The organism is Micromonospora sp. NPDC047527 (assembly GCF_040643015.1).
In the GTDB taxonomy this organism is placed as follows: Bacteria; Actinomycetota; Actinomycetes; order Mycobacteriales; family Micromonosporaceae; genus Micromonospora.
The window spans coordinates 1,400,178-1,419,370 of sequence record NZ_JBEYTK010000001.1; the positions used below are offsets into that span (position 1 = coordinate 1,400,178).

Sequence of the window (19,193 nt, forward strand, 5' to 3'; positions counted from 1 at the left end):
CCGGCCGGCGACCCCACTCACGCAACAGGCAGGTGCGGTAATGGACGTGATCGACTACAGCGTGCCCGTCGAGGAACTGGTGTCGGCGGTGAAGAACGCGGTGAAACAGGCCGGCATCTCCACCACCGACGCGGACCGGGACCTGCGGGTCGCGTCGGTCCAGTTGGTCCTGAGCGCCGTCGCCACCACGAAGCTGGGCGGTGGCCTGGACTTCCGCGTGCCGGTCATCGGCTGGAAGGTCAAGGTCGGCGGCAGCCGCTCCCGGCAGAGGACTCACACGATCGACATCACCCTCGTCGCCGAGGACCTCCACGGCCGGCACGAGCTGCGTGACACCACCGTCGAAGAGACCCTCGTCGAGGCGATCACCACGGTCCGTGCGGCGGTCACCGCCGGCACCGATGGTGACGACCCGCTGGTGCTCAAGGCCGGCACGGTGGAACTCGTCTTCGGCGTCACCGACCAGGGCACGATCTCGGTCGGCGCGGAGGGCGAACTGACCGACGAGGTCACCAACACGCTGCGGATCGAGCTCGTCCCGGGGTCCTGACGCCGACGACTCCGCGTGCTCAGGCCGGGACCAGGACCGCCTCGCGGAGCAGGCGGCGCGCCAGGGTGACCCGGTCGGCGTCATCGGGCAGCCCCGGCAGGTCACCGACCCGGGTGACCGTTGCGGTGAGCAGGGCCCGTGCCGCCGGCTCGCAGTCGACGGGCAGCGTGATGGTGCGGTCGAACAGGCGCAGCGCCACGGTGTCCTGCCCGTGCGGCACGAGCTGCCAGCGCAGACCCGGGCGCGGGACGAGCCGGGAGTCGGCGTCCAGCGCGTCCAGCGCGGCGGCCTGAGCGAGCGGGCGGATCGGCGCCGGCCGGGCGGCCGGCCAGGCGCGCTGGCGGAGCCGCGCCGCGACGGCCCCGGGGTCCGCGCGTAGCAGCCAGTCGCGCAGCGCCTCCACCGTCTCGGTCAGCTCCGGCTCGATGGCTTCCGGGTCGGCGACGTCGGTGCCGAACGGCAGGCTGGCCCGCAGCCGCTGGTCCTCGGCGGCCAGCGTGAGCAGCTCCTCGACCAGGGCGTAACGGGTGAGCGCGCGGACGCCCACGGTCAGGTGCAGCGAGCTGGCCTCCTGCGCCTGGGCGCTGTGCAGCCACCCGCGCGGCAGATAGAGGGCGTCGCCGGGGGCGAGCACCACGTCCAGCGCGGCGGCGCCCTGCGCGGTGGCGCCGACCTCGTCGGCACGGCCACCCCAGGGCTGCTTCTCCAGCGGGTCGGTCAGCACCGGGGGGTGGATCCGCCAGTGCTTGCGGCCGTCGACCTGGAGCACGAACACGTCATGGGTGTCGTAGTGGGTGGCGAAACCCTGGCTGCCCGCCGGCGTGAGGTAGGCGTTGATCTGTAGCGGCTGGTTCAGCGCGAGGCCCAGATCACGGGCGAAGTCGACGAGCGGCGGCCAGATCCGGTGCAGACCCTGCAACACCAGGGTGGCGCCGGAGGCGTACTGCTCAAGGACCCGCTCATCGAGCACCTGGTCGCCGATCTCGGCGCCCGCGCCGCCGCCGCCGGTGAAGCGGGCCGCCGCGACGAGCTGGCCGTCCTTGGCGACGCGCAGGAAAGGGGTACGCAGACCGCGCCGGCTGAGCAGCTCGTCGGCGTCGGCGGGGCTGAGCAGGTCGGTGAAGCCCGCCGGGTCGGGCAGCTCGGCGGCGCGGGACAGCAGCGGAGTGTGGCCCCAGTGGGCGGCGGCGAACTTCGCCGGCTCCACCGAGACGCAACGCGCCAGCGCCGCGGCGGCGCTGGCGGACGAAACCGCCGGGCGGCTGTGGCCGCCCGGCGGGTCGAGGTGTGTCACGACGGCACCGTTACCGGGCGCTGCCGTCAGCGCCACCGTCCTGCTGGCCAGGGGTCGCGCCACCGTCAGCGGGGCCCTCGGCGCTGCCGTCGGCGCCACCGTCGTGCTGACCGGGCGTCGCGCCACCATCGGCCGGGCCTTCCGCGCTGCCGTCGGCGCCACCATCGTGCTGACCGGGCGTCGCGCCACCGTCAGCGGGGCCCTCGGCGCTGCCGTCGGCGCCACCGTCGTGCTGACCGGGCGTCGCGCCACCGTCGGCCGGGCCCTCCGCGCCGCCGCCACCGGTGGTCTGCATGTCGTCATCGTTGAGTGCCATGGGAACTCCCTCGGATGTGCCGCCCCGCCATACGCCGGGGTTCGTCGTGCAGCGGGTGGTACCCCACACGCGATCTTCTCTAACCCACACCGTAGACGCCGAACCGGCACGACACGGGCGGTTCGGCGACGGTGGGGAGGCGGACACGGCTGAGTCCGCCCGACGGTCGTCGGGCGGACTCCCGGTGTCACGGCAGCATCATCGCGAGGTCCTTGGGCATGGTGTCCTTCACGTCCTGCCATTCGCCCTGGGTGACGTGCCGGCGCAGGGTGTCCAGCACCACCTGCGTCACCCGCTCGGCGCCGCCCTGGACGTCGTACGGGAAGCCCTGGCGGACCTCGTAGAGGAAGTCGTCCCGGTTGAGCTTGATCGGGACGTCCGACGGGTTCCAGCCGTCGAAGTAGATGCCCCGCACCAGCACCGGCAACTGCTGGGCGAACTCGACGCTCTCGTTCACCGGCAGCCGGTCCCGCAGCAGGTGCAGCACCGTGCGCAGCGCCGCGTACGACTGGTTGCGCCGCTCCTTGGGCCACCCGTAGGCGGACTCGATGTCCTTGAGGATCAGGTTCGTCTTGTCCAGCGAGGACTCGAACGCCGAGATCATCGTGTCAGCCATCGGTCGTCCCCCGTTCCGTAATGTCCCACCGTCGGTCGTCGGCGCGGCGCGGCGGCCCCGCCGGGCCACGGCGGGCCCGCACCGGGCTGCCCTGCGGGGCGCGCCGGGGTTTGTCGGCCGTGCCGACCACGTGCAGGACGGCGCCACGCCGTCGATCCGTCACCACTCGAACCGTCATCCCGTCACCTCCGTGTCGTCCGGCGTCGGCCGCCACCGGCGACCCCACGCACGCGTCCACCGTGCCGGTCGAGCGGGTGAGCCCGCCCCACCCGGATCGGGTGAGTTGGGCGCTCAGGCGGTGTCGAGGAGCCCGGCGAGGGTCTTCGCGTTGGTCTGCGCGTAGTCGCGGTAGCAGTTATTGAGGAGCACGTGGGTCTGCCCGGCCTCGTCGGCCAACTCCCGCAGCTTCGGCGCCCAGTCGGCCAACTCCCGTTTCGAGTAGTGGTAGCCGAACTTCTCGTGGATGTCCTTGCTGGTCCACTTGTCGCTGTGGCCGTGAAAGCGCATCACCGCGAGGTCACCGGTCACCGCCAGCACCGGGGGCACCGACGACCGGTGGCCCTGCGGCATGTCCACGCACACGTACGGCAGTCGGTGCTCACGCAGGAAGGCCAGCGTCTCGTCGGCGTTGTCGCCGTCGAACCAGGAGGCGTGCCGGAACTCGTAGACCGGCCGCAGCGGCGCGCAGCGCCTCGCCACCTCCAGCAGGTACTGCTTGTTGGCCCGCTTGATGGTGAACCAGGGCGGGAACTGGAACAGCAGCGCGCCCAGTTTGGCCGCCTCGACCAGCGGGTCCAGCGCGGACAGAAAGCGCGTCCACACCTCCTCGTACGACTGCGCGGGCAGGTCGTCGGGGTAGACGTTGCGCTTGTCGGTGTCCGGCCGCAGGTCCTTGTAGAGCGCGCTGACCCGGGTGGGGTGCCCGGTGAGCAGGCTGAACGCCTTGATGTTGAACGTGAAGCCGGCCGGGGTGCGCTCGGCCCACAGCCGCGCGGTCGCCTCGGCGGGCGGCGAGTAGTAGGTGGCGTCCACTTCGACCAGCGGGAACTGCCGGGCGTAGTAGACCAGCCGCTTCTCCGGGGTGTCCGCGGTCTGCGGGTACCAGCCGGAGTCCAGCAGGGTGCGGTCGGTCCAGGACGCGGTGCCCACGAGGATGTCACCCATGGGTTGAGTCCACCGCGTCGCGGACCGACCGGCAACCGCTGGCGTCGCTCAGGCCGCCCTCCGCTCGCGGGTCTGCTTGCACGTCACGCAGGTGGTGGCGGACGGGAAGATCTCCAGCCGTTCCACCGGGATCGCCGCCGAGCAGCCCTCACACCAGCCGTACGTGCCCTCGGCGAGTCGACCGAGCGCGTGCTCGTACTGGGCACGTCGGTCCAGGATGGTCCGCAGCAAGGACTGGGCGGTGTCCCGCTCGGCCGTCTTGGTGCCGCTGTCGGCCTGGTCGTCGCCAGCGGTGTCACCGACCTCCACCAGCCGCAGCACCTGACTCTGGAGCACGGCCTGCTCGTACTCCGCGGTCAGTTCGTCGTGGCGTGCCTGCAGGGAGAGCCGGATCTGGTCGATCTCCGTCTGGGAACGGCCCGTACCGACCGTGTCGTGGACGAGCATCGCTGCCTGCCTTTCCTGGGCCTGGTGGCTCAAGGTGAACCGGGTGCCGGCGGCGTCGGGCCCCGGTTACGGTCGCATCTGGTGCGCGGGTGGTCACCCGCGCGCTGTGAGCCGGGCGAGTACCCGCCTGACGTGTCGCGCAAACCGGCGAATTCGCGCCCTGTTCAGCCGTCGGTGCCGGAATCCACGAGGGCGGGGTGCCGGGGGTCGTCGGCCCGTACCACCACGTCGGCGAAGCTGGCGGGGACAACCTCCTCGGCGTACCGGTCGAAGGCCGGCAGGGTCCACTCCTGGGCCTGTTCGGTGCGTCGGCGCAGCGCCGCCGGCGACAGCTGAAGGTGGACGGTCACGTCGAAGGGCAGGCCACCACCGAGCAGCAGCGCGCCGCTGACCAGGACCACCCCGCCGGGCGGCAGGTCGACGTAGTGGGCGCGGCTGGCCCGGTCGGCGTCGGCGTCCCACAGCGACGGGAGCAGCCGACCGTCGCCGCCGGGGCCGGCCGGGTCGAGCACTTCCCGGCGCAGACCCGCCTCGTCGACCCAGCCTTCGTAGTAGGCGTCCGGGTTGGTCCGGCCGAGTTCGAATCGCAGCGAGGCAGGCCGGAGGAAGTCGGTGGCGCGGACGCGCAGCACCGGGCGACCCCGGGCGCGCAGCGGGTCCACGAGAGCGGCGGCCAGCTCGTCCGGCCCGGCGGCGGGTGCGCCGTCGACCGCCACGCGCAGCCGGGCGGGCTCGACGGCGGTCGCGGCGTCGGCGAGGCGGTCGGTCAGCTCGGTGACGAGCAGGTCGGGCGAGATGGGGCGGATGCGCACCGGACCATCCTGCCCCGCGCGGCGGGGGCGGGTGGCGGCGGTCAGCCGGCGCGGTCGATGGTGACCCGGGCGTCGTCGGCCAGCCGGTAGCCCACGCCGTAGACGGTGGTGACCAGGGGGACGTCCACGCCGACCTTGCCGCGCAGCCGGCGAACGTGCACGTCGACGGTGCGGACGCCGGCGTGCTCGTAGCCCCAGACGGCGTTGAGCAGTTGCAGCCGGGTGAAGACCCGCCGGGGGTGGGCGACCAGGTGCAGCAGGAGGTCGAACTCGAGCCGGGTCAGCGGCAGTGGTTCGTCATCGCGCAGCACCGAGCGGGACGAGGCGAGGATGTGCAGGGCGGGCATGGTCGGGGTGAGCGCTCGGGCCGGCGCCCGGTTGGCGGGCACCGCGTCGGCGCGGCGCTCCGCCGGGACGGCGCCGATGATCACGCCCTCGCCCTGCTCCAGCATCTCGCGGGCCGCCTCGAGCAGTCGCCGGGCCGGTGGTGTCAGCGACTCCTCGCTGGCCAGCGGGATGGACAGCGTCACGGTGAGCATGGGCACGGCGGTGTTCGCCGGGCGGCGCTGGCCGCCGGGGGGTCGACCGGGCACCGCGGGTTGGGACGTATGCCATCCGGCGCGCGACGAGGCGGGGCTGACCGACATGGTCCTCCTTGGGCTGGTCCGGGTATCTCCCCACGGCCCGGGACGCCGCTTCATCGATGCTTCCCGGCGCCTGGGCGAGGGTCAAGAGGCGGCTGCGTTGCAGGAATGTGACAATTGACGAACACATCGCAGCCAGACGCTCGCTCTGCGTGCGAAGCACGATGATTACAGCAGAGCCACCGAGATGCCCCGATACGGGGGTCCCCGTCCTGTTCAGCGGGCCCTGTCAGCCGCCGTCCGGGAGACCGTCCGACCGCTGGTCAACGGCTGTGGTCCACGCTGATCCGCGCCTCGTCGGTCAGCCGGTAGCCCACCCCGTAGACGGTGGTGACCACCTCCGAGCCGTCCAGCTTGGCGCGCAGGCGGCGCACGTGCACGTCCACCGTCCGGACGACCGCGTGCTCGTAACCCCAGACGTTCGACAGCAACTGCAGGCGGGTGAAGACCCGGCGCGGGTGTTCGGCCAGGAACAGCAGCAGGTCGTACTCGATGCGGGTCAGCGCGACCATCCGGTCGCCGCGGCGGACCGCCCGCGAGCCGGCCAGGATGTACACGTGGTCCGCGTCGGTGGCAGCAGCGGCGGGCGGCTCGGCGACCGCGGGTCGCGGCCCCGGCACGACGACGGCCGCGGCGTCGTCGGCGGCGCTCAGCTGCCCCTCGCCGGACTCGGCCAGCTCACCGAGCAACTGCACCAGCCGGGCCAGCCGGGGGCTCAGCGGCCCGGGGGCGAGGTCGAGGGTGATGGTCAGGGTCGGGCCGGTGCGCTGGCGGCTCGGGCGGGCCACCGGGTGGGGACGCGTGGGGATGGCGACGACGGACATGGTGCCTCCTGAGATGGCGGTACGCCCGCCACGCCCGGTGCGGCGTGACGGTCAGCGGCGCGCCCAACCGGCGGTGACCGGGGACGCGAGGGGGGATGCGCGGTGCAGCGGGGTCGGGCCGAGGGCCGGCAGGCCGGCGATCCGCCAGGCGGCGAAGCCACCGTCGACGTCGGTGGCGCGGTGCAGGCCGATGTCCTGCAACGCGGCGGCGGCCAGCGACGAGGTGTAGCCCTCCTGACAGATGATCACCACGGGCACGTCGTAGTCGACGGCCTCGGGCAGTCGGGCCGGGCAGCGCGGGTCGAAGCGCCACTCCAGCACGTTGCGTTCAACCACGAGCGAGCCCGGCACGACGCCGTGCGCGGCCCGCTGGGCGGCCGGCCGGATGTCGACCAGCAGCGCGCCGGCCCGGTACGCCAGGTGCGCCCGCTCCGGGTCGAGCCGGTCGAGCCGGGCTCGCGCGGCGGCCAGGATCTCGTCGATGCCTCGGGAGCCCGCGGGCGGCACGGGTGCCGGACAGTGCTCGGCGATGACCTGCATTATCGGTTCCTTTCCGGTGACAGGGGTGATTCGCTGCGGACGGTCGCTCACCAGGACCGGCCGGCCTCGGCGACCTCGGCGGCCCGCAGGCGCCCGTCGCGGAGGTCGTAGCGGGTCATCCGGCGCAGCGCCGGCCGGTAGACGTGCACGCTGACCGCCGGCGTGGCACCCCGGTTGGTGACGACGTGCACGTGCCGGGGGCCGAAGCGGCGACCGGAGCCGGCGGGCAGCAGGCGGGGGCGCAGACGACCCCCGCTGACCGTCTCCTCGGTGAGCGCTCCGGCGACCACTCGGAACGCGCCCGCCGAGCCGCCGTGGTCGTGCAGGTCGGTGCCCTGGCCGGGCAGCCAGCTCAGCGCCCACACCTCGTGGTCGGCGCCGGTGGCCAGCCGGGCGTACCACCGCTCGGCGGCGTCGAACCGCAGTGCGACAGGCCAACTGGTCGGGTCGGCCCAGCCTGCGGCGACGGCGAGCAGGTCATTGTGCGTACGGTCGTGGATCATCGGTGTTTCCTCGCGGGTCGTTCGGCGGGGTGCCTCCGTACTCTAGCCGTCAAACCCTATAGGTTTAGTAGGTAATTCCAGATGCCGGGACGACCTCCCCGTTGGTCGACCGATCAGCGCAGGACCGGCGGGTCCACCCGGTAGCCGGGCACCGACGGCCACCGCACGGTCAGCACCGTCGAGGCCCGCTCGGCGTACCAGGAATGATCCACTCCCCGGCCCCACACCACGTAGTCACCCGGCGCGGCCAACCGCACCGTCCGGTCCGGCAACTCCACCCGAAAACACCCCTGCACGAGTACGAGCAGCGTGGTCCGGCGCTCGCCGGTCGCCCACCGCGAGCGGGCCTCCCCCGGCCGGTGCACGCCCCACTTCACCTCGACGTCGGTGCTGTGCCGGACCTCCCCCGGCGGCGCGAAGTGCCCCAGCAGCCAGCCCGCGTTGCCGGCGCCGTCGACACCCGCGTTGCCCACGTAGACCGTCTCACCCATCGGACCCTCCCCAGCGTGCCGGCCGAGCAACCTATCAGGACGCCGACGGATAGCCTGGACCGGTGACCGACGACCTTGACGCCGAGACGCTCGCGTTCGCGCACCGCATGTTCGACCTGGCCCGGGCCGGCTCCACCGACGAGCTGGCCGCCCAGGTCGACGCCGGCCTGCCGGTCAACCTGACCAACGACAAGGGCGACACCCTGCTGATCCTGGCCGCCTACCACGCCCACCCGGACACGGTGGCCGCCCTGCTGGCCCGGGGCGCGGACCACACCCGCACCAACGACCGGGGGCAGACCGCGCTGGCCGCCGCGGTCTTCCGCAGCAGCGCCGACGCGGTCCGCGCGCTGCTCGCCGCCGGGGCCGACCCGGCGCACGGCAACCCGTCGGCGGCCGAGACCGCACAGTTCTTCGACCTGCCGGAGATGGTGGAGCTGCTGCGAGCGGGCTGACGCCGACCCCGGTGGGCCGGTATACAAAAGCGGTGGAAGGACCCCTGCCCGAACAGATGCGCGCCGCCGGCACCTCGTTGCTGGCCGCGCTCGATCCCCCGGCCCGCGCCGCCGCCAGCTACCCGTTCGACGACGAGGATGCCCGTCGCTGGCTGGAGTACCGGCCACGCCCCCGCCCCGGCGTCAGCCTCGCCGACCTGGACATCGCCGGGCGCAAGGCCGCGCACCGGCTGCTGGCCACCGCGCTCAGCCCCTCGGCGTACGCGCAGGCGATGGCGATCATCGCGCTGGAGGAGGTCCTCGACCGGGCCGAAGGGTGGCGGCGCGGGCGGCACAGCGGCGACTACTGGGTGGCCGTCTTCGGTGATCCGGCCCGCGACGACCGGTGGGCGTGGCGACTGGAGGGGCACCACCTGTCGGTGACCATGACCCTCGTGGACGACCAGGTCTCCCCCGCCCCGATCTTCTTCGGCGCCAACCCGGCCACGGTCCGCTACGCCGGGCACCCCGTCTCCCGGCCGCTCGGCGTCGAGGAGGACCTGGCCCGCGCCCTGCTCGACGCGCTCGGGCCGGCCGGTCGGGCCGCCGCGATCATCGCCGACGAGGCTCCGGCCGACATCATCAGCGCCACCCGCGCCCGGGTCGACAGCCCGATCGAGCCACTCGGCGTACCGGCCGACCGGCTCGGCCCGACCGGCCGCGCGCTGCTCGACCAGGTGGTCGCCCTCTACCTGGACCGGCTGCCGCCCGAGCTGGCCGTCCAGGAGGCGGCCCGCCTCGACACCGGCCAACTGCACTTCGCCTGGGCCGGCCCGACCCGGCCGGGCCAGCGACACTACTACCGGGTGCAGGGCGACGACCTGCTGATCGAGTACGACAACACCAGCGACGACGGCAACCACGCGCACACCGTGCTCCGTCGCCCGGCCAGCGACTTCGGCACCGACGTCCTAGCCACCCACCACCAAACCCACCACCACTAACGCCCTCCCCACCCCGCCCCACCCCCACCCCGCCCCGCCCCGCCCCGCCGCGTCGATCATGGGGTTATGGTGGGCGAACTATCCCTGTACGCGACCTTTGCGGGGCACCACAACTCCATGATCGACGAACGCGCTGCCATGATCGACTCCGTCGCGTGGCGCTTTCCCGGCACTCGGTTGCGGCCTCTCACGTATCGGGACGGGAGTGACGATCGACTCGACATCGCCGATGTGGGGGTGTCCTGGTTGCGGGATACCACGACATCGCCGATCTCGTGTTGATCTCGGCTCGCCGGTGCTGCCGCTCGCTCCGGTGGCACCCCCATGAGGCGCTGTTCCGCCCCAGTTACCGGGCCGCGCCATGACTTCGGCGTCGGGGCGCCGTGGGCACCCGCAGCGGCGGTGTCTCCGCGCTCGGGAGTCAGGGGCGGGTGGCCTCGATGAGGAAGCGTTCGGCGTGGGCCACGAAGGGGCCCTCGGTGGTGATGCGGCGGTGCAGGGCCAGCAAATCGGGGCGGTAGCCCTCGACGGTGAAGTTGGGCACCGTCCAGATCACCTTGCGCAGGAACCAGACCACCGCACCGATGTCGGAGAAGACCGCGCGCAGCGTGGCCCGGCGCAGGTCGACCACCCGCAGCCCGGCTGCCTGGGCGCCGGCTACCGCCTGCTCGGGATGCCGCCACTTCGGCGGCGGCAGCGGCCCGAGGATCGCCTCGCTCAGCTCCCGCATCGTGCCCGGCCCGATCTGCTGGGACAGGTACGTCCCGCCCGGGCGCAGCACCCGGGCCGTCTCCGCCCAGTCCGTACGCACCGGGTGCCGGCTCACCACCAGGTCGAAGGATCCGTCGCGGAACGGCAGGGCCGACTCCGGGGCGACCGCCACCACCGTCGCGCCGACCCGGCGCAGGACCCGCCGGGCGACCTCGACATTCGGCGGCCAGCCCTCGGTGGCCACCAGCACCTTCGGCGGGTGCGGAACCTCGGCGAGCACCTCGCCGCCGCCGGTGTCCACGTCCAGCGCGGCGTCGGCGCGGGCCATCAGGTCGGCGACCAGCCGCGCATACCCCCAGGGTGGACGCTCCTCAGTAGCCCGGCCGGCGAGCCAGTCGAAACCCCAGCCGTCGACCGGCACGGCGGCCGCCTCGGCGATCAGCTCGTCGACGTCGCGTTCAGCGTTCATGACGGTCAGCGTCGCCGGCAGCCGCATCGCCCGCAAGCCATTTGCCGCCGACCCGGCGGCCTTGACGCGGCCGGGTCGGGGCCGCTGGCCCGGCCTTGCGCCGCCCTCGTCGGGCGGCCAGTCGGGCGGGCCACCCGTCGAACGAGTCGGGCGGCCAGTCGGGCGGGCCACCCGTCGAACGAGTCGGGCGGCCAGTCGGGCGGGCCACCCGTCGACCGGGTCGGGCCGACCGTCTGACCCGCGCGGGGAGCTTGTTCGCGGTGATCTGGTCAGGGGCGGGGGCGGACGATCTCGACGGTGGAGCCGGCGAGCGCGTCGAAGGTGCCGGCTTCGGCCCGGCCGGCCTCGAACTGCCGCATGAGTCGTGCGCCCAGGTGCACGCCGACCCCGCCGATGGCCAGCGCGACCAGTTCGGCGATCAGGATCGGGACGGACGCGCCGCGCTGTGGGGACTGCGCCCGGACCAGGCAGGCGACCAGGAACATGCCGGCCATCGCCGCGTTCGTCAGGTTGAAGGCGATCGCGGTCCGGCGGGTACGGTCACCCGGCACGTCCCACAGGTCGACCATGCCGGCCACCACGGTCAGCGCGGCGGCGAACAGGGCGGCGACGCCCGTCCAGTAGCCGACCTCGCCGAGGAACGCCGGCCCTCCGAGGACGTCGGTGAGGTCGAAGACGGTGGCGCTGACGAAGAGCCCCAGCGGGAACGTCACCAGCATCGGTTGGATGGGGTGCCCCTGCACCCGCAGCCGGCTCTGCATCGGTCCTCCCCAGGTTGGTGCAGCTCACGAGTTCAGAGTGCTACCCGGGTCCGCTCGGGGTGAAACGATTCCGCCCGACTCGCCGCCGACGGGGAGAACAGGCACGCCTGCCGACCGTCCAGAACGGACCGACTCGACTTCCTGGAAACCGGCGTGTCCGGGTGGCCCGGACACCCCGACGTCACGGAAGCCGAGTCGATCAAACGCGACGGTCAGCTCTCGCGGGGGCGGGAAACCGTCCGGACGAGACGTTCCGCCACCTGGCGCAGCGGGATGTCCAGCGACGAGGCGGCGGCGCGCAGCACGCCGAGCGCCTCGGCCGGCGGACAGCCGCGCTGCGTCATGATCACGCCGACGGCCTGCCCCACGACCCCGTCGACCAGGAGCGTGGCATCGCGCTCGTCGGCGAGCACCTGCCGCCGGCCCCGGTCGCGTACGGCGGCCAGCAGCAGGCCGGCGTGTTCGGCGAGCAGCATCGCGGTCAGTTGGTGCTGCGGGGTGAGCACGTCCGGCGTGCCCGCGTACAGGTTGATCGCCCCGATCACCTGCTCGTCGATGTCGACCGGCGCGGAGATCACGCCACGGACCCCGAGGTCGCGGGCACGCGCCGTCCAGACCGGCCAGCGTGGCTCGCCGGCCAGGTCGACGGCGAGGATCATCTCGCGGCGCTGGATGGCGCTCATCGCCGGCGAGTCGGGCCCGTGCCGCAGGTCGTCGAGGCCGGCCAGCCGTTCGTCGGAGGCGGCCACCCCGGCCGGTTCGCCCGCGCGCAGCGCGGTGAAACCACACCAGCGGACCCCGGACACCGCGTCCCGGGTGATCCGGACCAGCGCCAGCAACGCCTCATCGAAATCGGTCAGCGCGATCAGGCCGGCGGTCAACTCCCGCAGCAGTGCGGCAGTCTCCAACACACCGAGCCGTTCGACGACCGGTTCCCGCGTGTCCAGGTTCACCGGCGCGCTGCCCTCGTGCGCCCTCGCATGCGTCCCGCCGACGTCGTCACGTGTGCCATCGTCTGCTCTCTTCCGAGTTGACCGACCCGCCCTACTACCCTCGCAAACCGGGATCGAAACGGCGAACCGGGGGTCTCCGCGACACGCGAGCGCGTGGCGGAGGCCCCCGGAGGCCGTTGTCAGGGCGTGGCAGGGACCGACCGGCGCCTCAGCGAGAGGCGCCGCTGAGCCGCCGGCCGACCGAGGCGATCAGCCGGTCCAGCTCGGAGCCGAACGGGTTGTCGTGCACCAGGTACGTCCAGGTGGCGGTCGGCCGGACCAGGGTGCTCTCCTCGGGCTCCCAATCCTCGTCGAATTCGGTCTCGTCGAAGGTGGCGAGGGTGCGGGCCTCGATCTCCGGGACGAGGTTGTTGAACGCCGGCACCGCCGCCCGGTGGAACTCGTCGAGCGGGTCGAGCCGGCCCAGCGCACGCAGGTGCACGCCCTCGCGGACCTCGGACAGCTCGGCCAGGTGCTCGGCCCAGAGCCGGTCCAGGTGGTAGAGGGCGATCGACCGGGCCGCCCGGGCGAGCAGGTCCTCGTCCATCTCGCCGGCCTTCTCGGGCATCTTGTCTAGCAGCATCAGCGCGGCGACGTCGCTGGTGAGCAGCCGCTCCCGGCGCTCGGCGAGGGCAGTGCGCTGCTGCTCGATGACCACGCTGTAGCGCCAGGTGTTGCGGTGGATCTCGTGGTTGACGCCCTCGGCGACCCGCTGGGCGTGCTCGACTGCGTACTCCACCTGATCGTCGGTGACCAGGCCGTCCGCGTTCATGCGCGGCGACGCCGGCACCGAGTCGGCGGCGTGCCGGACGACCAGGTCGTCCTCCAGGCTCACGAAGAAGACCGAGCCGCCCGGGTCGCCCTGGCGGCCGGCGCGGCCACGCAGCTGGTCGTCGACGCGGCGGCTGTCGTGCCGGCCGCTGCCGATCACGTAGAGCCCGCCCAGCTCGGCCACCCGATCCTGGTCGGCCTGGTCGCTGCCGCCGAGCCGGATGTCGACGCCCCGGCCGGCCATCTGGGTCGAGACGGTCACCGCGCCGTACGCGCCGGCCTCGGCGATGATCGTCGCTTCCTCGTCGTCGTTCTTGGCGTTCAGCACCACGCAGGGCACCCCGGCCGCGTTGAGCCCGGCGGCCAGGCCCTCGGACTCCTTGACGTCCAGCGTGCCGACCAGCACCGGCCGCCCCTTGGCGTGCCAGCGCTGAATCTCGTCGATCAGCGCCTCGTCCTTCTCGGCCCGGGTGGCGTAGATCCGGTCCGGCTCGTCCTCCCGAACGCACGGGGTGTTCGACGGGATGACCGCGACCTCCAGGCCGAAGAACTCCCGCAGCTGGTCGCCGACCAGGACCGCGGTGGCGGTCATGCCGCACACCTTGGGGTAGAGCGCGATGTACGCCTGCACGGCGATCGTGCCGAGCACCTCGCCCTCGGCGGTGGCGTCCAGGCCCTCCTTGGCCTCGACCGCCGCCTGGAGCCCGTCGGGCCAGCGGCGGCGCTGGGCCACCCGGCCGCGCATCTCGTCGATCAGCTCGACCGAGCCGTCCCGGACGATGTAGTCCACGTCCCGGTGCAGCAGGGCGTACGCGTGCAGCGCCACGTTGACCGCGGAGAGCTGCGCGACGTGCTCCTCGTCGTACAGGTCGATGCCGAGCTTGGCCTCGACGGCGGCCAGGCCGGCGGTGGTGAACGCCACGCTGCGCCCGTCCTCGGCGACCGTGTAGTGCCGGTCCCTGCGCAGGCCACGCACCAGCGCGGCGGCGGCGTGCACCGGGTCCTGTTCGCCCGGCACCGCGCCGGCGAGGACCATCGGCACCCGGGCCTCGTCGATCAGGATCGAGTCGGCCTCGTCCACGATCGCGGTGGTCAGCTTCGGCTGCACCCGGTCGGCCACGTCGGTGACCAGCTGGTCGCGCAGGTAGTCGAAGCCGGCCTCGCTGACCGAGACGTAGGTGACGTCGCAGGAGTAGGCGTCGCGCCGCTCCTGCGGGGTGGACGCCTCGTTGACCCAGCCGACCGTCAGGCCGAGCAGGGTGTAGACGGGCTCCATCCACTGGGCGTCGCGGCGGGCCAGGTAGTCGTTGACGGTGAGCACGTGCACCGGCCCGTTGCCGAGCCGAACGTGCCCGTACGCGGCGATCGCGGCGGTCAGGGTCTTGCCCTCACCGGTGGCCATCTCGGCGACCTTGCCGGACAGCAGCGCCATCGCGCCGAGCAGCTGCACGTCGTACGGCCGCTGGTCGAGGCCCCGGCGGGCGGCCTCGCGGCCGACGGCGCAGATCTCCTCGTACCCGGCGGCGGCGCCGGCGGCCTCGGTCAGCTCGGCGTCGTCCAGCGCGGCGAGGTCGTCCTCGCGCGCTGTGATCGCCGGCAGCAGCTTCTCCAGCGGAGCAAGATCCACGGTGTGGCCGGGGCGCTGAAGGAACCGCCGGAACTTGCTCTTGAACCGTTGCGACACACCCATGAGCGGCAACGGTACGCGATTCGCGTCGCCTTCTGCGCCCGGCCGGTCGGACATCTGCCGGCATGTCGATCGGAACCGCCGGTGGATCAGCCGACCAGCAGCTGGTGGGCGGCCAACTCCCGGTAGAGCGGGTCGGTGGCGGTCAGTTCGGCGTGGGTGCCCACGGCGACCACCCGGCCGCCGTCGAGGACGACGATCTGGTCGGCGTCGACCACGGTGGCGAGCCGGTGCGCCACGATCAACAGGGTCCGGCGGACGGCCACCGCGTCGATGGCGCGGCGCAGCGCTGCCTCGTTGCGCGCGTCGAGGTTGCTGGTCGGCTCGTCGAGCAGCAACACCGGCGGGCTGGCCAGCAGCGCCCGACCGATGGCCAGCCGCTGCCGCTCGCCCCCGGAGAGCAGCACCCCGCCCTCGCCCACCTGCACGTCCAGGCCCTGCGGCGTGCGGTGGGCCAGGTGGCTCAGGTTGACCTCGTCGAGGACCTGGTGCAGCCGGTCGTCGGTGGCGTCCGGTGTGGTGATCAGCAGGTTCTCCCGGAGCGTGCCGGCGAGCACCGGGGCCTCCTGCTCGACGTAGCCGAGCCGGGCCCGCAGCACGTCGCGCGGCAGCTCCCGCACGTCGGTGCCGTCGATCCGGACGGCCCCGGCGCTCACCTCGTAGAAGCGCTCGACCAGGGCGAGCAGCGTCGACTTGCCGGCGCCGGAGGGGCCGACCAGGGCGGTGCGGGTGCCGGCGGGCACCGCGAAGCTGACGTCGTGCAGCACCGCCTCGCCGCCCGGGTAGCCGAACCCCACCCGGTCGAACTCGATCATCGCAGCGGGTCGGCGCGGGGTCGCCGTGGCGCCTCCGGCCGCCGGCCGGTCCGCCGCGCCCTCCGCGGGCACGGCCAGGATCTCCTCGATCCGTTGCAGCGCGCCGAGGCCGCTCTGCAACTGGGTGTACGCGTTCAACACCTGGGCCAGTGGCAGGGCCAGGAAGAACAGGTACATGACGAAGGCGACCAGGTCCCCCACGGTGATCGCCCCGGCGGCCACCCGCGCCCCGCCGATGCCGAGCACCAGCAGGAACGCGCCCTGCACGGTGACGGTGCCGATCGGCCCGACCACCGCCTGCACCCGGGCCACCCGCAGCCCCGCCCCGTACGCCGCCCGGGCGCTGCCGGCGACGGTCTCCGTCTCCCGGGTCTCGGCCCGGCTGGCCCGGATCGTCCGGGCCGCCGAGATGGCCCGCTCCACCGCCGAGGTCATCTCACCGACCCGTTCCTGGGCGGCACGGGCCAGCACCCGCACCCGGCGGGCGAAGGTGGCCGCGAAGCCCAGCCCCAGCCCCACCCCGAGCAGGGTGACGCCGAACAGCAGCGGGTCGAGCAGCACCATCGCGGTGCCGGCGCCGAGTACCATCACCGCCCCGGTGACCGTCTCGAACAGCCCGGAGGTGACCACCGCCCGCAACAGGGTGGTGTCCGAGCCGATCCGGGAGAGCAGGTCGCCGGTGCGCCGGCTGTCGTACTCGGTGATGGGCAGCCGCAGCAGATGCCCGGCCATCCGTCGGCGGGTGCTCAGCACCAGCCCTTCGGCGGTGCGTTGCAGGAGGTAGTTGCGCAGCCCGCCGATCGCCGCGCTGAGCACCACCAGCACCACCAGCACCGCGACCAGCCGGGACACCCCCAGGCCGTCGGTGACCCGATCGAGCACCGACCGGGTGAGCAGCGGCTGGGCCAGTGACGCCGCCGCGCCGGCCAGCGACAGCGCGCCCACCACGACGAGGGTGCCGCGGTGTTCCCGCAGGTACGGCAGGAGGGCGGTCAGACCGACGGGCCGCTCCTTCGGGGTGCTCATGTCGGGAACGGTAGCCGGCCCGATCACCCGTTGAACGCGCTCCGGCGTCAGGTCACGCGGCCAGCACCACCTGTAGCTCCTGGCGGCGGCGCTCGGCCAGGTCGGTGAGCAGGGTGGGCGCCTCGTCGAACGGCACCACCGCCGAGACGAGGTGCTTACCGATCGCGTCCCCGTACGCCCGCAGCAGGTCGATGGTCTCGGCCGACAGCCGCTCCCGGTCCCAGGTGGGCGCGAGCCCGCGCGGGACCCGACCGATCTGGGCGCAGCGCAGCGCCAGCCCGTTGTGGTGGAACTCCTCGCCGAGCCGGACCGCGTCCGCGCCGCCCTGGTAGAAGGCGAGGTCGATCACGGTGCCCTGCGGGCGCAGCAGCCGCAGGGCGAGTTGCAACGCCCACGCCTGCCCCCGGCACTGGAACACCACGTCGGCGCCCCGGTCACCGGCGGTGTGCGCCCAGCGGGTCTTGAGCACCACCGCCGGGTCGTCCGCCTCCGGGTCGAGGGTTTCCAGGCCGAGCGCGTCGGCGACCTGGCGGCGCTGCCCGGTGGGGTCGAGCACCACCACCGAGGCGGCGCCGTGCCGCCGGGCCAGCAGGGCGGTGAGCAGGCCCACCACGCCGGCGCCGACCACGGCGACCCGCCGGCCGCGTACGCCGTCGCCGAGCGACCGGACGTCCGGGCCGTGCAGGTCGGCGGCGGCGTGCAGGAGGCCGTTGGCGCAGATCGGGCCCATGTGCGCGGCGTAGACGCCGAGCAGCGGGTCCAGGTCGTCGGGCAGCGCCACGAACCGCTCGGCGACCGGGTCGGCGAGCCAGCCGGTGCGGTGCCCGTACGTCATGGCACCGACCCGGCCCACCGCGACCGCCGGGGTGGCGGTCTCCACCACCCGGCCCACCTGCATGTAACCGAGCCGGGTCACCGGGTACGGGGTGCTCGCCTCGCCCGCCTGGAAGAGACCGAGGTCGGCGTTCCAGGTGACGTTGAGGTACGGGTTGGTGCCCTTGACGTAGCTCAACTCGGTGCCGGCGGAGACGCCGCTGAACAGCGTCTGGACGCGGAACGTGCCCGGGCGCAGCGGCGGCGCCTCCTGCTCGACGATCTCCACCCGGCCGGGCGCGGTGACCGTGACGACCCGCTCACGCATCGACGGTCACCCCGCTGGTGAGCAGCGCCGGCGCGTCGGGCGCGGTGAGCCGCACCGTCGTGCCGGTACGCGCCGAGTCGGCCACCGCGAGGGCCAGCCGCTGGGTGCCCAGCGCCTCGGCGTACGGGACGCGGACGTCGTCGCCGACGCCGCGCACCGCGTCCACGAAGGCGCGGTCCACCGCCACCCGGGCGGCCTCCGGGTCGGCGGGCACGTGCCGCTCGCCGTCGGCGTCCCGGATCGTCAGGCCGTCCTCGGTGAGCGAGAGGGCCAGCCCGTCGGCGAGGATCTCCAGCCCGGCCCGGTGCTTCCACCCCAGCACACAGGCGGCGCTGAGGGTGCCGACCGCGCCGTCGGCGAAGCGCAGCGCCGCGGTGGTCACCGAGTCGATGTCGGCGCCGTCGACCGGCGGCGGCGTGCCGTTGCCGTACGCGGTGACCTCGGTGACCTCGCCGGCCAGCACCCGGATCAGGTCCAGCACGTGCGCGGCCTGCTCGACGACCGGGCCCCCGGAGCGGTCCCGCACCGGCCACCAGGACACCGGCGGGACCTTGTCCAGCCAGACGCCGCTGACCATCCGCACCGGGCGGCCGGCGAGCAGCTCGCGGGCCTGGTCGAGCACGCCCAGGTAGCGCCAGTGGTGCCCGACGGCCGTGCGCAGCCCCCGCCGGGCGACGAGGGCCGCGATGCGCTCGGCGGTGACCAGGTCGACGGCGACGGGCTTCTCCACGAACATCGGCACCCCGGCGTCGATCACCGCCTCCTCGGCGGGGCCGTGCGCGAACGGTGGCACGCAGACGTACACCGCGTCGGGGTCGGCGGCCAGCAGCGCGGCGACGTCGGCGTGGACCCGCCCGCCGTACCGCGCGACCAGCGCCGAGGCGGCCTCCGGCGCCACGTCGGTCACCCCGACCAACTCGACGTCGTCGAACCCGGACAGCACCCGGGCATGGCGCTGTGCCACTCCCCCAGCGCCGATCAGACCCACCCGGCATTTCCGCATTCGACAAACCTCTTTCGAGAACGTTTCTCCTTCGATGGGAGCAGTCCCCTGGGGTGTGCGCAATCAAACGTTCATGCCCCGGGAACGCGACAATGTCACCGCTGTGATCAAGCTGTTGCTCCGGAAACGGTTAGCGCGTGGTGGCGAGTGGGAAGAAGCACTGTCGCTATTTCCACGC

Annotated in this window: 21 protein-coding genes; 3 read left to right on the forward strand and 18 right to left on the reverse strand. The window is 73.4% G+C overall.

All coding sequences use genetic code 11. The features are described from left to right. Positions 1-40 precede the first annotated feature (40 nt). Entirely contained in the window at positions 41-550 is a 510-nt protein-coding gene (locus tag ABZ808_RS06165; RefSeq protein WP_357001583.1) for a trypco2 family protein, read from the forward strand. A gap of 19 nt (positions 551-569) precedes the next feature. Here the strand turns inward: ABZ808_RS06165 and ABZ808_RS06170 are convergent, their stop codons facing one another. The 11 genes from ABZ808_RS06170 to ABZ808_RS06220 all read right to left on the reverse strand — a co-directional run bounded on the left by ABZ808_RS06170 (position 570) and on the right by ABZ808_RS06220 (position 8,201). Beyond that, entirely contained in the window at positions 570-1,844 is a 1,275-nt protein-coding gene (locus ABZ808_RS06170; RefSeq protein WP_357001586.1) for a cupin domain-containing protein, read from the reverse strand. A gap of 10 nt (positions 1,845-1,854) precedes the next feature. After that, positions 1,855-2,160 carry a hypothetical protein gene (locus tag ABZ808_RS06175; protein WP_357001589.1) on the reverse strand — a complete coding sequence of 102 codons (306 nt, stop codon included), beginning with the start codon at positions 2,158-2,160 and terminating at the stop codon, positions 1,855-1,857. A 187-nt stretch (positions 2,161-2,347) separates the two neighbouring features. Next, a complete protein-coding gene (locus ABZ808_RS06180; RefSeq protein ID WP_357001592.1) occupies positions 2,348-2,776 on the reverse strand; it encodes a DUF2267 domain-containing protein in 429 nt (142 codons plus the stop codon). Positions 2,777-3,067: 291 nt separating this feature from the next. Then, positions 3,068-3,940 (reverse strand): DUF72 domain-containing protein, encoded by an 873-nt coding sequence (locus ABZ808_RS06185; RefSeq protein WP_357001595.1) that lies wholly within the window; start codon positions 3,938-3,940, stop codon positions 3,068-3,070. A 48-nt stretch (positions 3,941-3,988) separates the two neighbouring features. Next, entirely contained in the window at positions 3,989-4,387 is a 399-nt protein-coding gene (locus ABZ808_RS06190; protein ID WP_357001598.1) for a TraR/DksA C4-type zinc finger protein, read from the reverse strand. Between the two features lie 164 nt (positions 4,388-4,551). Beyond that, positions 4,552-5,199 carry a uridine kinase gene (locus tag ABZ808_RS06195; protein ID WP_357001601.1) on the reverse strand — a complete coding sequence of 216 codons (648 nt, stop codon included), beginning with the start codon at positions 5,197-5,199 and terminating at the stop codon, positions 4,552-4,554. 41 nt (positions 5,200-5,240) lie between these two features. Further along, positions 5,241-5,846, reverse strand: coding sequence for a winged helix-turn-helix domain-containing protein (locus tag ABZ808_RS06200; protein ID WP_357001603.1), 606 nt, complete (start codon positions 5,844-5,846; stop codon positions 5,241-5,243). A 260-nt stretch (positions 5,847-6,106) separates the two neighbouring features. Beyond that, complete coding sequence (locus tag ABZ808_RS06205; protein ID WP_357002788.1) at positions 6,107-6,595, reverse strand: winged helix-turn-helix domain-containing protein; 489 nt, start codon at positions 6,593-6,595, stop codon at positions 6,107-6,109. A 123-nt stretch (positions 6,596-6,718) separates the two neighbouring features. Then, entirely contained in the window at positions 6,719-7,207 is a 489-nt protein-coding gene (locus ABZ808_RS06210; protein WP_357001606.1) for a rhodanese-like domain-containing protein, read from the reverse strand. 47 nt (positions 7,208-7,254) lie between these two features. After that, positions 7,255-7,710, reverse strand: coding sequence for a cysteine dioxygenase family protein (locus tag ABZ808_RS06215; protein ID WP_357001609.1), 456 nt, complete (start codon positions 7,708-7,710; stop codon positions 7,255-7,257). 113 nt (positions 7,711-7,823) lie between these two features. Further along, positions 7,824-8,201, reverse strand: coding sequence for a signal peptidase I (locus tag ABZ808_RS06220; RefSeq protein ID WP_357001611.1), 378 nt, complete (start codon positions 8,199-8,201; stop codon positions 7,824-7,826). A gap of 62 nt (positions 8,202-8,263) precedes the next feature. On the opposite strand from ABZ808_RS06220, the gene ABZ808_RS06225 reads away from it, so the two are divergent. Continuing rightward, the gene (locus ABZ808_RS06225; protein ID WP_357001614.1) at positions 8,264-8,656 is read left to right on the forward strand and encodes an ankyrin repeat domain-containing protein; all 393 of its coding nucleotides are present in this window, start codon (positions 8,264-8,266) and stop codon (positions 8,654-8,656) included. 32 nt (positions 8,657-8,688) lie between these two features. Then, positions 8,689-9,639: a DUF3500 domain-containing protein gene (locus ABZ808_RS06230; protein WP_357001616.1), complete on the forward strand. Its 951-nt coding sequence runs from the start codon at positions 8,689-8,691 to the stop codon at positions 9,637-9,639. A gap of 421 nt (positions 9,640-10,060) precedes the next feature. Here the strand turns inward: ABZ808_RS06230 and ABZ808_RS06235 are convergent, their stop codons facing one another. From ABZ808_RS06235 to ABZ808_RS06265, 7 genes are all read right to left on the reverse strand, one after another. After that, the gene (locus ABZ808_RS06235) at positions 10,061-10,819 is read right to left on the reverse strand and encodes a class I SAM-dependent methyltransferase (protein WP_357001619.1); all 759 of its coding nucleotides are present in this window, start codon (positions 10,817-10,819) and stop codon (positions 10,061-10,063) included. 269 nt (positions 10,820-11,088) lie between these two features. Beyond that, positions 11,089-11,580, reverse strand: a complete 492-nt coding sequence (locus ABZ808_RS06240) for a DUF2231 domain-containing protein (protein WP_357001622.1) — start codon at positions 11,578-11,580, stop codon at positions 11,089-11,091. 212 nt (positions 11,581-11,792) lie between these two features. Continuing rightward, positions 11,793-12,533, reverse strand: coding sequence for a GAF and ANTAR domain-containing protein (locus ABZ808_RS06245; RefSeq protein WP_357001624.1), 741 nt, complete (start codon positions 12,531-12,533; stop codon positions 11,793-11,795). Between the two features lie 208 nt (positions 12,534-12,741). Then, complete coding sequence (gene secA2, locus ABZ808_RS06250) at positions 12,742-15,033, reverse strand: accessory Sec system translocase SecA2 (protein WP_357001627.1); 2,292 nt, start codon at positions 15,031-15,033, stop codon at positions 12,742-12,744. 86 nt (positions 15,034-15,119) lie between these two features. Next, positions 15,120-16,871 (reverse strand): ABC transporter ATP-binding protein, encoded by a 1,752-nt coding sequence (locus ABZ808_RS06255; protein ID WP_357001630.1) that lies wholly within the window; start codon positions 16,869-16,871, stop codon positions 15,120-15,122. A 52-nt stretch (positions 16,872-16,923) separates the two neighbouring features. Continuing rightward, positions 16,924-18,012 carry a zinc-binding alcohol dehydrogenase gene (locus tag ABZ808_RS06260; protein ID WP_357001633.1) on the reverse strand — a complete coding sequence of 363 codons (1,089 nt, stop codon included), beginning with the start codon at positions 18,010-18,012 and terminating at the stop codon, positions 16,924-16,926. Continuing rightward, a complete protein-coding gene (locus tag ABZ808_RS06265; protein ID WP_357001635.1) occupies positions 18,005-19,015 on the reverse strand; it encodes a Gfo/Idh/MocA family oxidoreductase in 1,011 nt (336 codons plus the stop codon). Before ABZ808_RS06265 ends, ABZ808_RS06260 begins: the two co-directional genes overlap by 8 nt. Between the last annotated feature and the right edge of the window lie 178 nt (positions 19,016-19,193).

Bases quoted from the DNA above. Each gene is read 5' to 3' on its own strand.
- ABZ808_RS06235 (WP_357001619.1), bottom strand. From the start codon at position 10,819: ATGAACGCTGAACGCGACGTCGACGAGCTGATCGCCGAGGCGGCCGCC.
- ABZ808_RS06220 (WP_357001611.1), bottom strand. From the start codon at position 8,201: ATGGGTGAGACGGTCTACGTGGGCAACGCGGGTGTCGACGGCGCCGGC.
- ABZ808_RS06260 (WP_357001633.1), bottom strand. From the start codon at position 18,012: ATGCGTGAGCGGGTCGTCACGGTCACCGCGCCCGGCCGGGTGGAGATC.
- ABZ808_RS06200 (WP_357001603.1), bottom strand. From the start codon at position 5,846: ATGTCGGTCAGCCCCGCCTCGTCGCGCGCCGGATGGCATACGTCCCAA.
- ABZ808_RS06175 (WP_357001589.1), bottom strand. From the start codon at position 2,160: ATGGCACTCAACGATGACGACATGCAGACCACCGGTGGCGGCGGCGCG.
- ABZ808_RS06185 (WP_357001595.1), bottom strand. From the start codon at position 3,940: ATGGGTGACATCCTCGTGGGCACCGCGTCCTGGACCGACCGCACCCTG.
- secA2 (WP_357001627.1), bottom strand. From the start codon at position 15,033: ATGGGTGTGTCGCAACGGTTCAAGAGCAAGTTCCGGCGGTTCCTTCAG.
- ABZ808_RS06165 (WP_357001583.1), top strand. From the start codon at position 41: ATGGACGTGATCGACTACAGCGTGCCCGTCGAGGAACTGGTGTCGGCG.
- ABZ808_RS06240 (WP_357001622.1), bottom strand. From the start codon at position 11,580: ATGCAGAGCCGGCTGCGGGTGCAGGGGCACCCCATCCAACCGATGCTG.
- ABZ808_RS06210 (WP_357001606.1), bottom strand. From the start codon at position 7,207: ATGCAGGTCATCGCCGAGCACTGTCCGGCACCCGTGCCGCCCGCGGGC.
- ABZ808_RS06215 (WP_357001609.1), bottom strand. From the start codon at position 7,710: ATGATCCACGACCGTACGCACAATGACCTGCTCGCCGTCGCCGCAGGC.
- ABZ808_RS06255 (WP_357001630.1), bottom strand. From the start codon at position 16,871: ATGAGCACCCCGAAGGAGCGGCCCGTCGGTCTGACCGCCCTCCTGCCG.
- ABZ808_RS06265 (WP_357001635.1), bottom strand. From the start codon at position 19,015: ATGCGGAAATGCCGGGTGGGTCTGATCGGCGCTGGGGGAGTGGCACAG.
- ABZ808_RS06190 (WP_357001598.1), bottom strand. From the start codon at position 4,387: ATGCTCGTCCACGACACGGTCGGTACGGGCCGTTCCCAGACGGAGATC.
- ABZ808_RS06180 (WP_357001592.1), bottom strand. From the start codon at position 2,776: ATGGCTGACACGATGATCTCGGCGTTCGAGTCCTCGCTGGACAAGACG.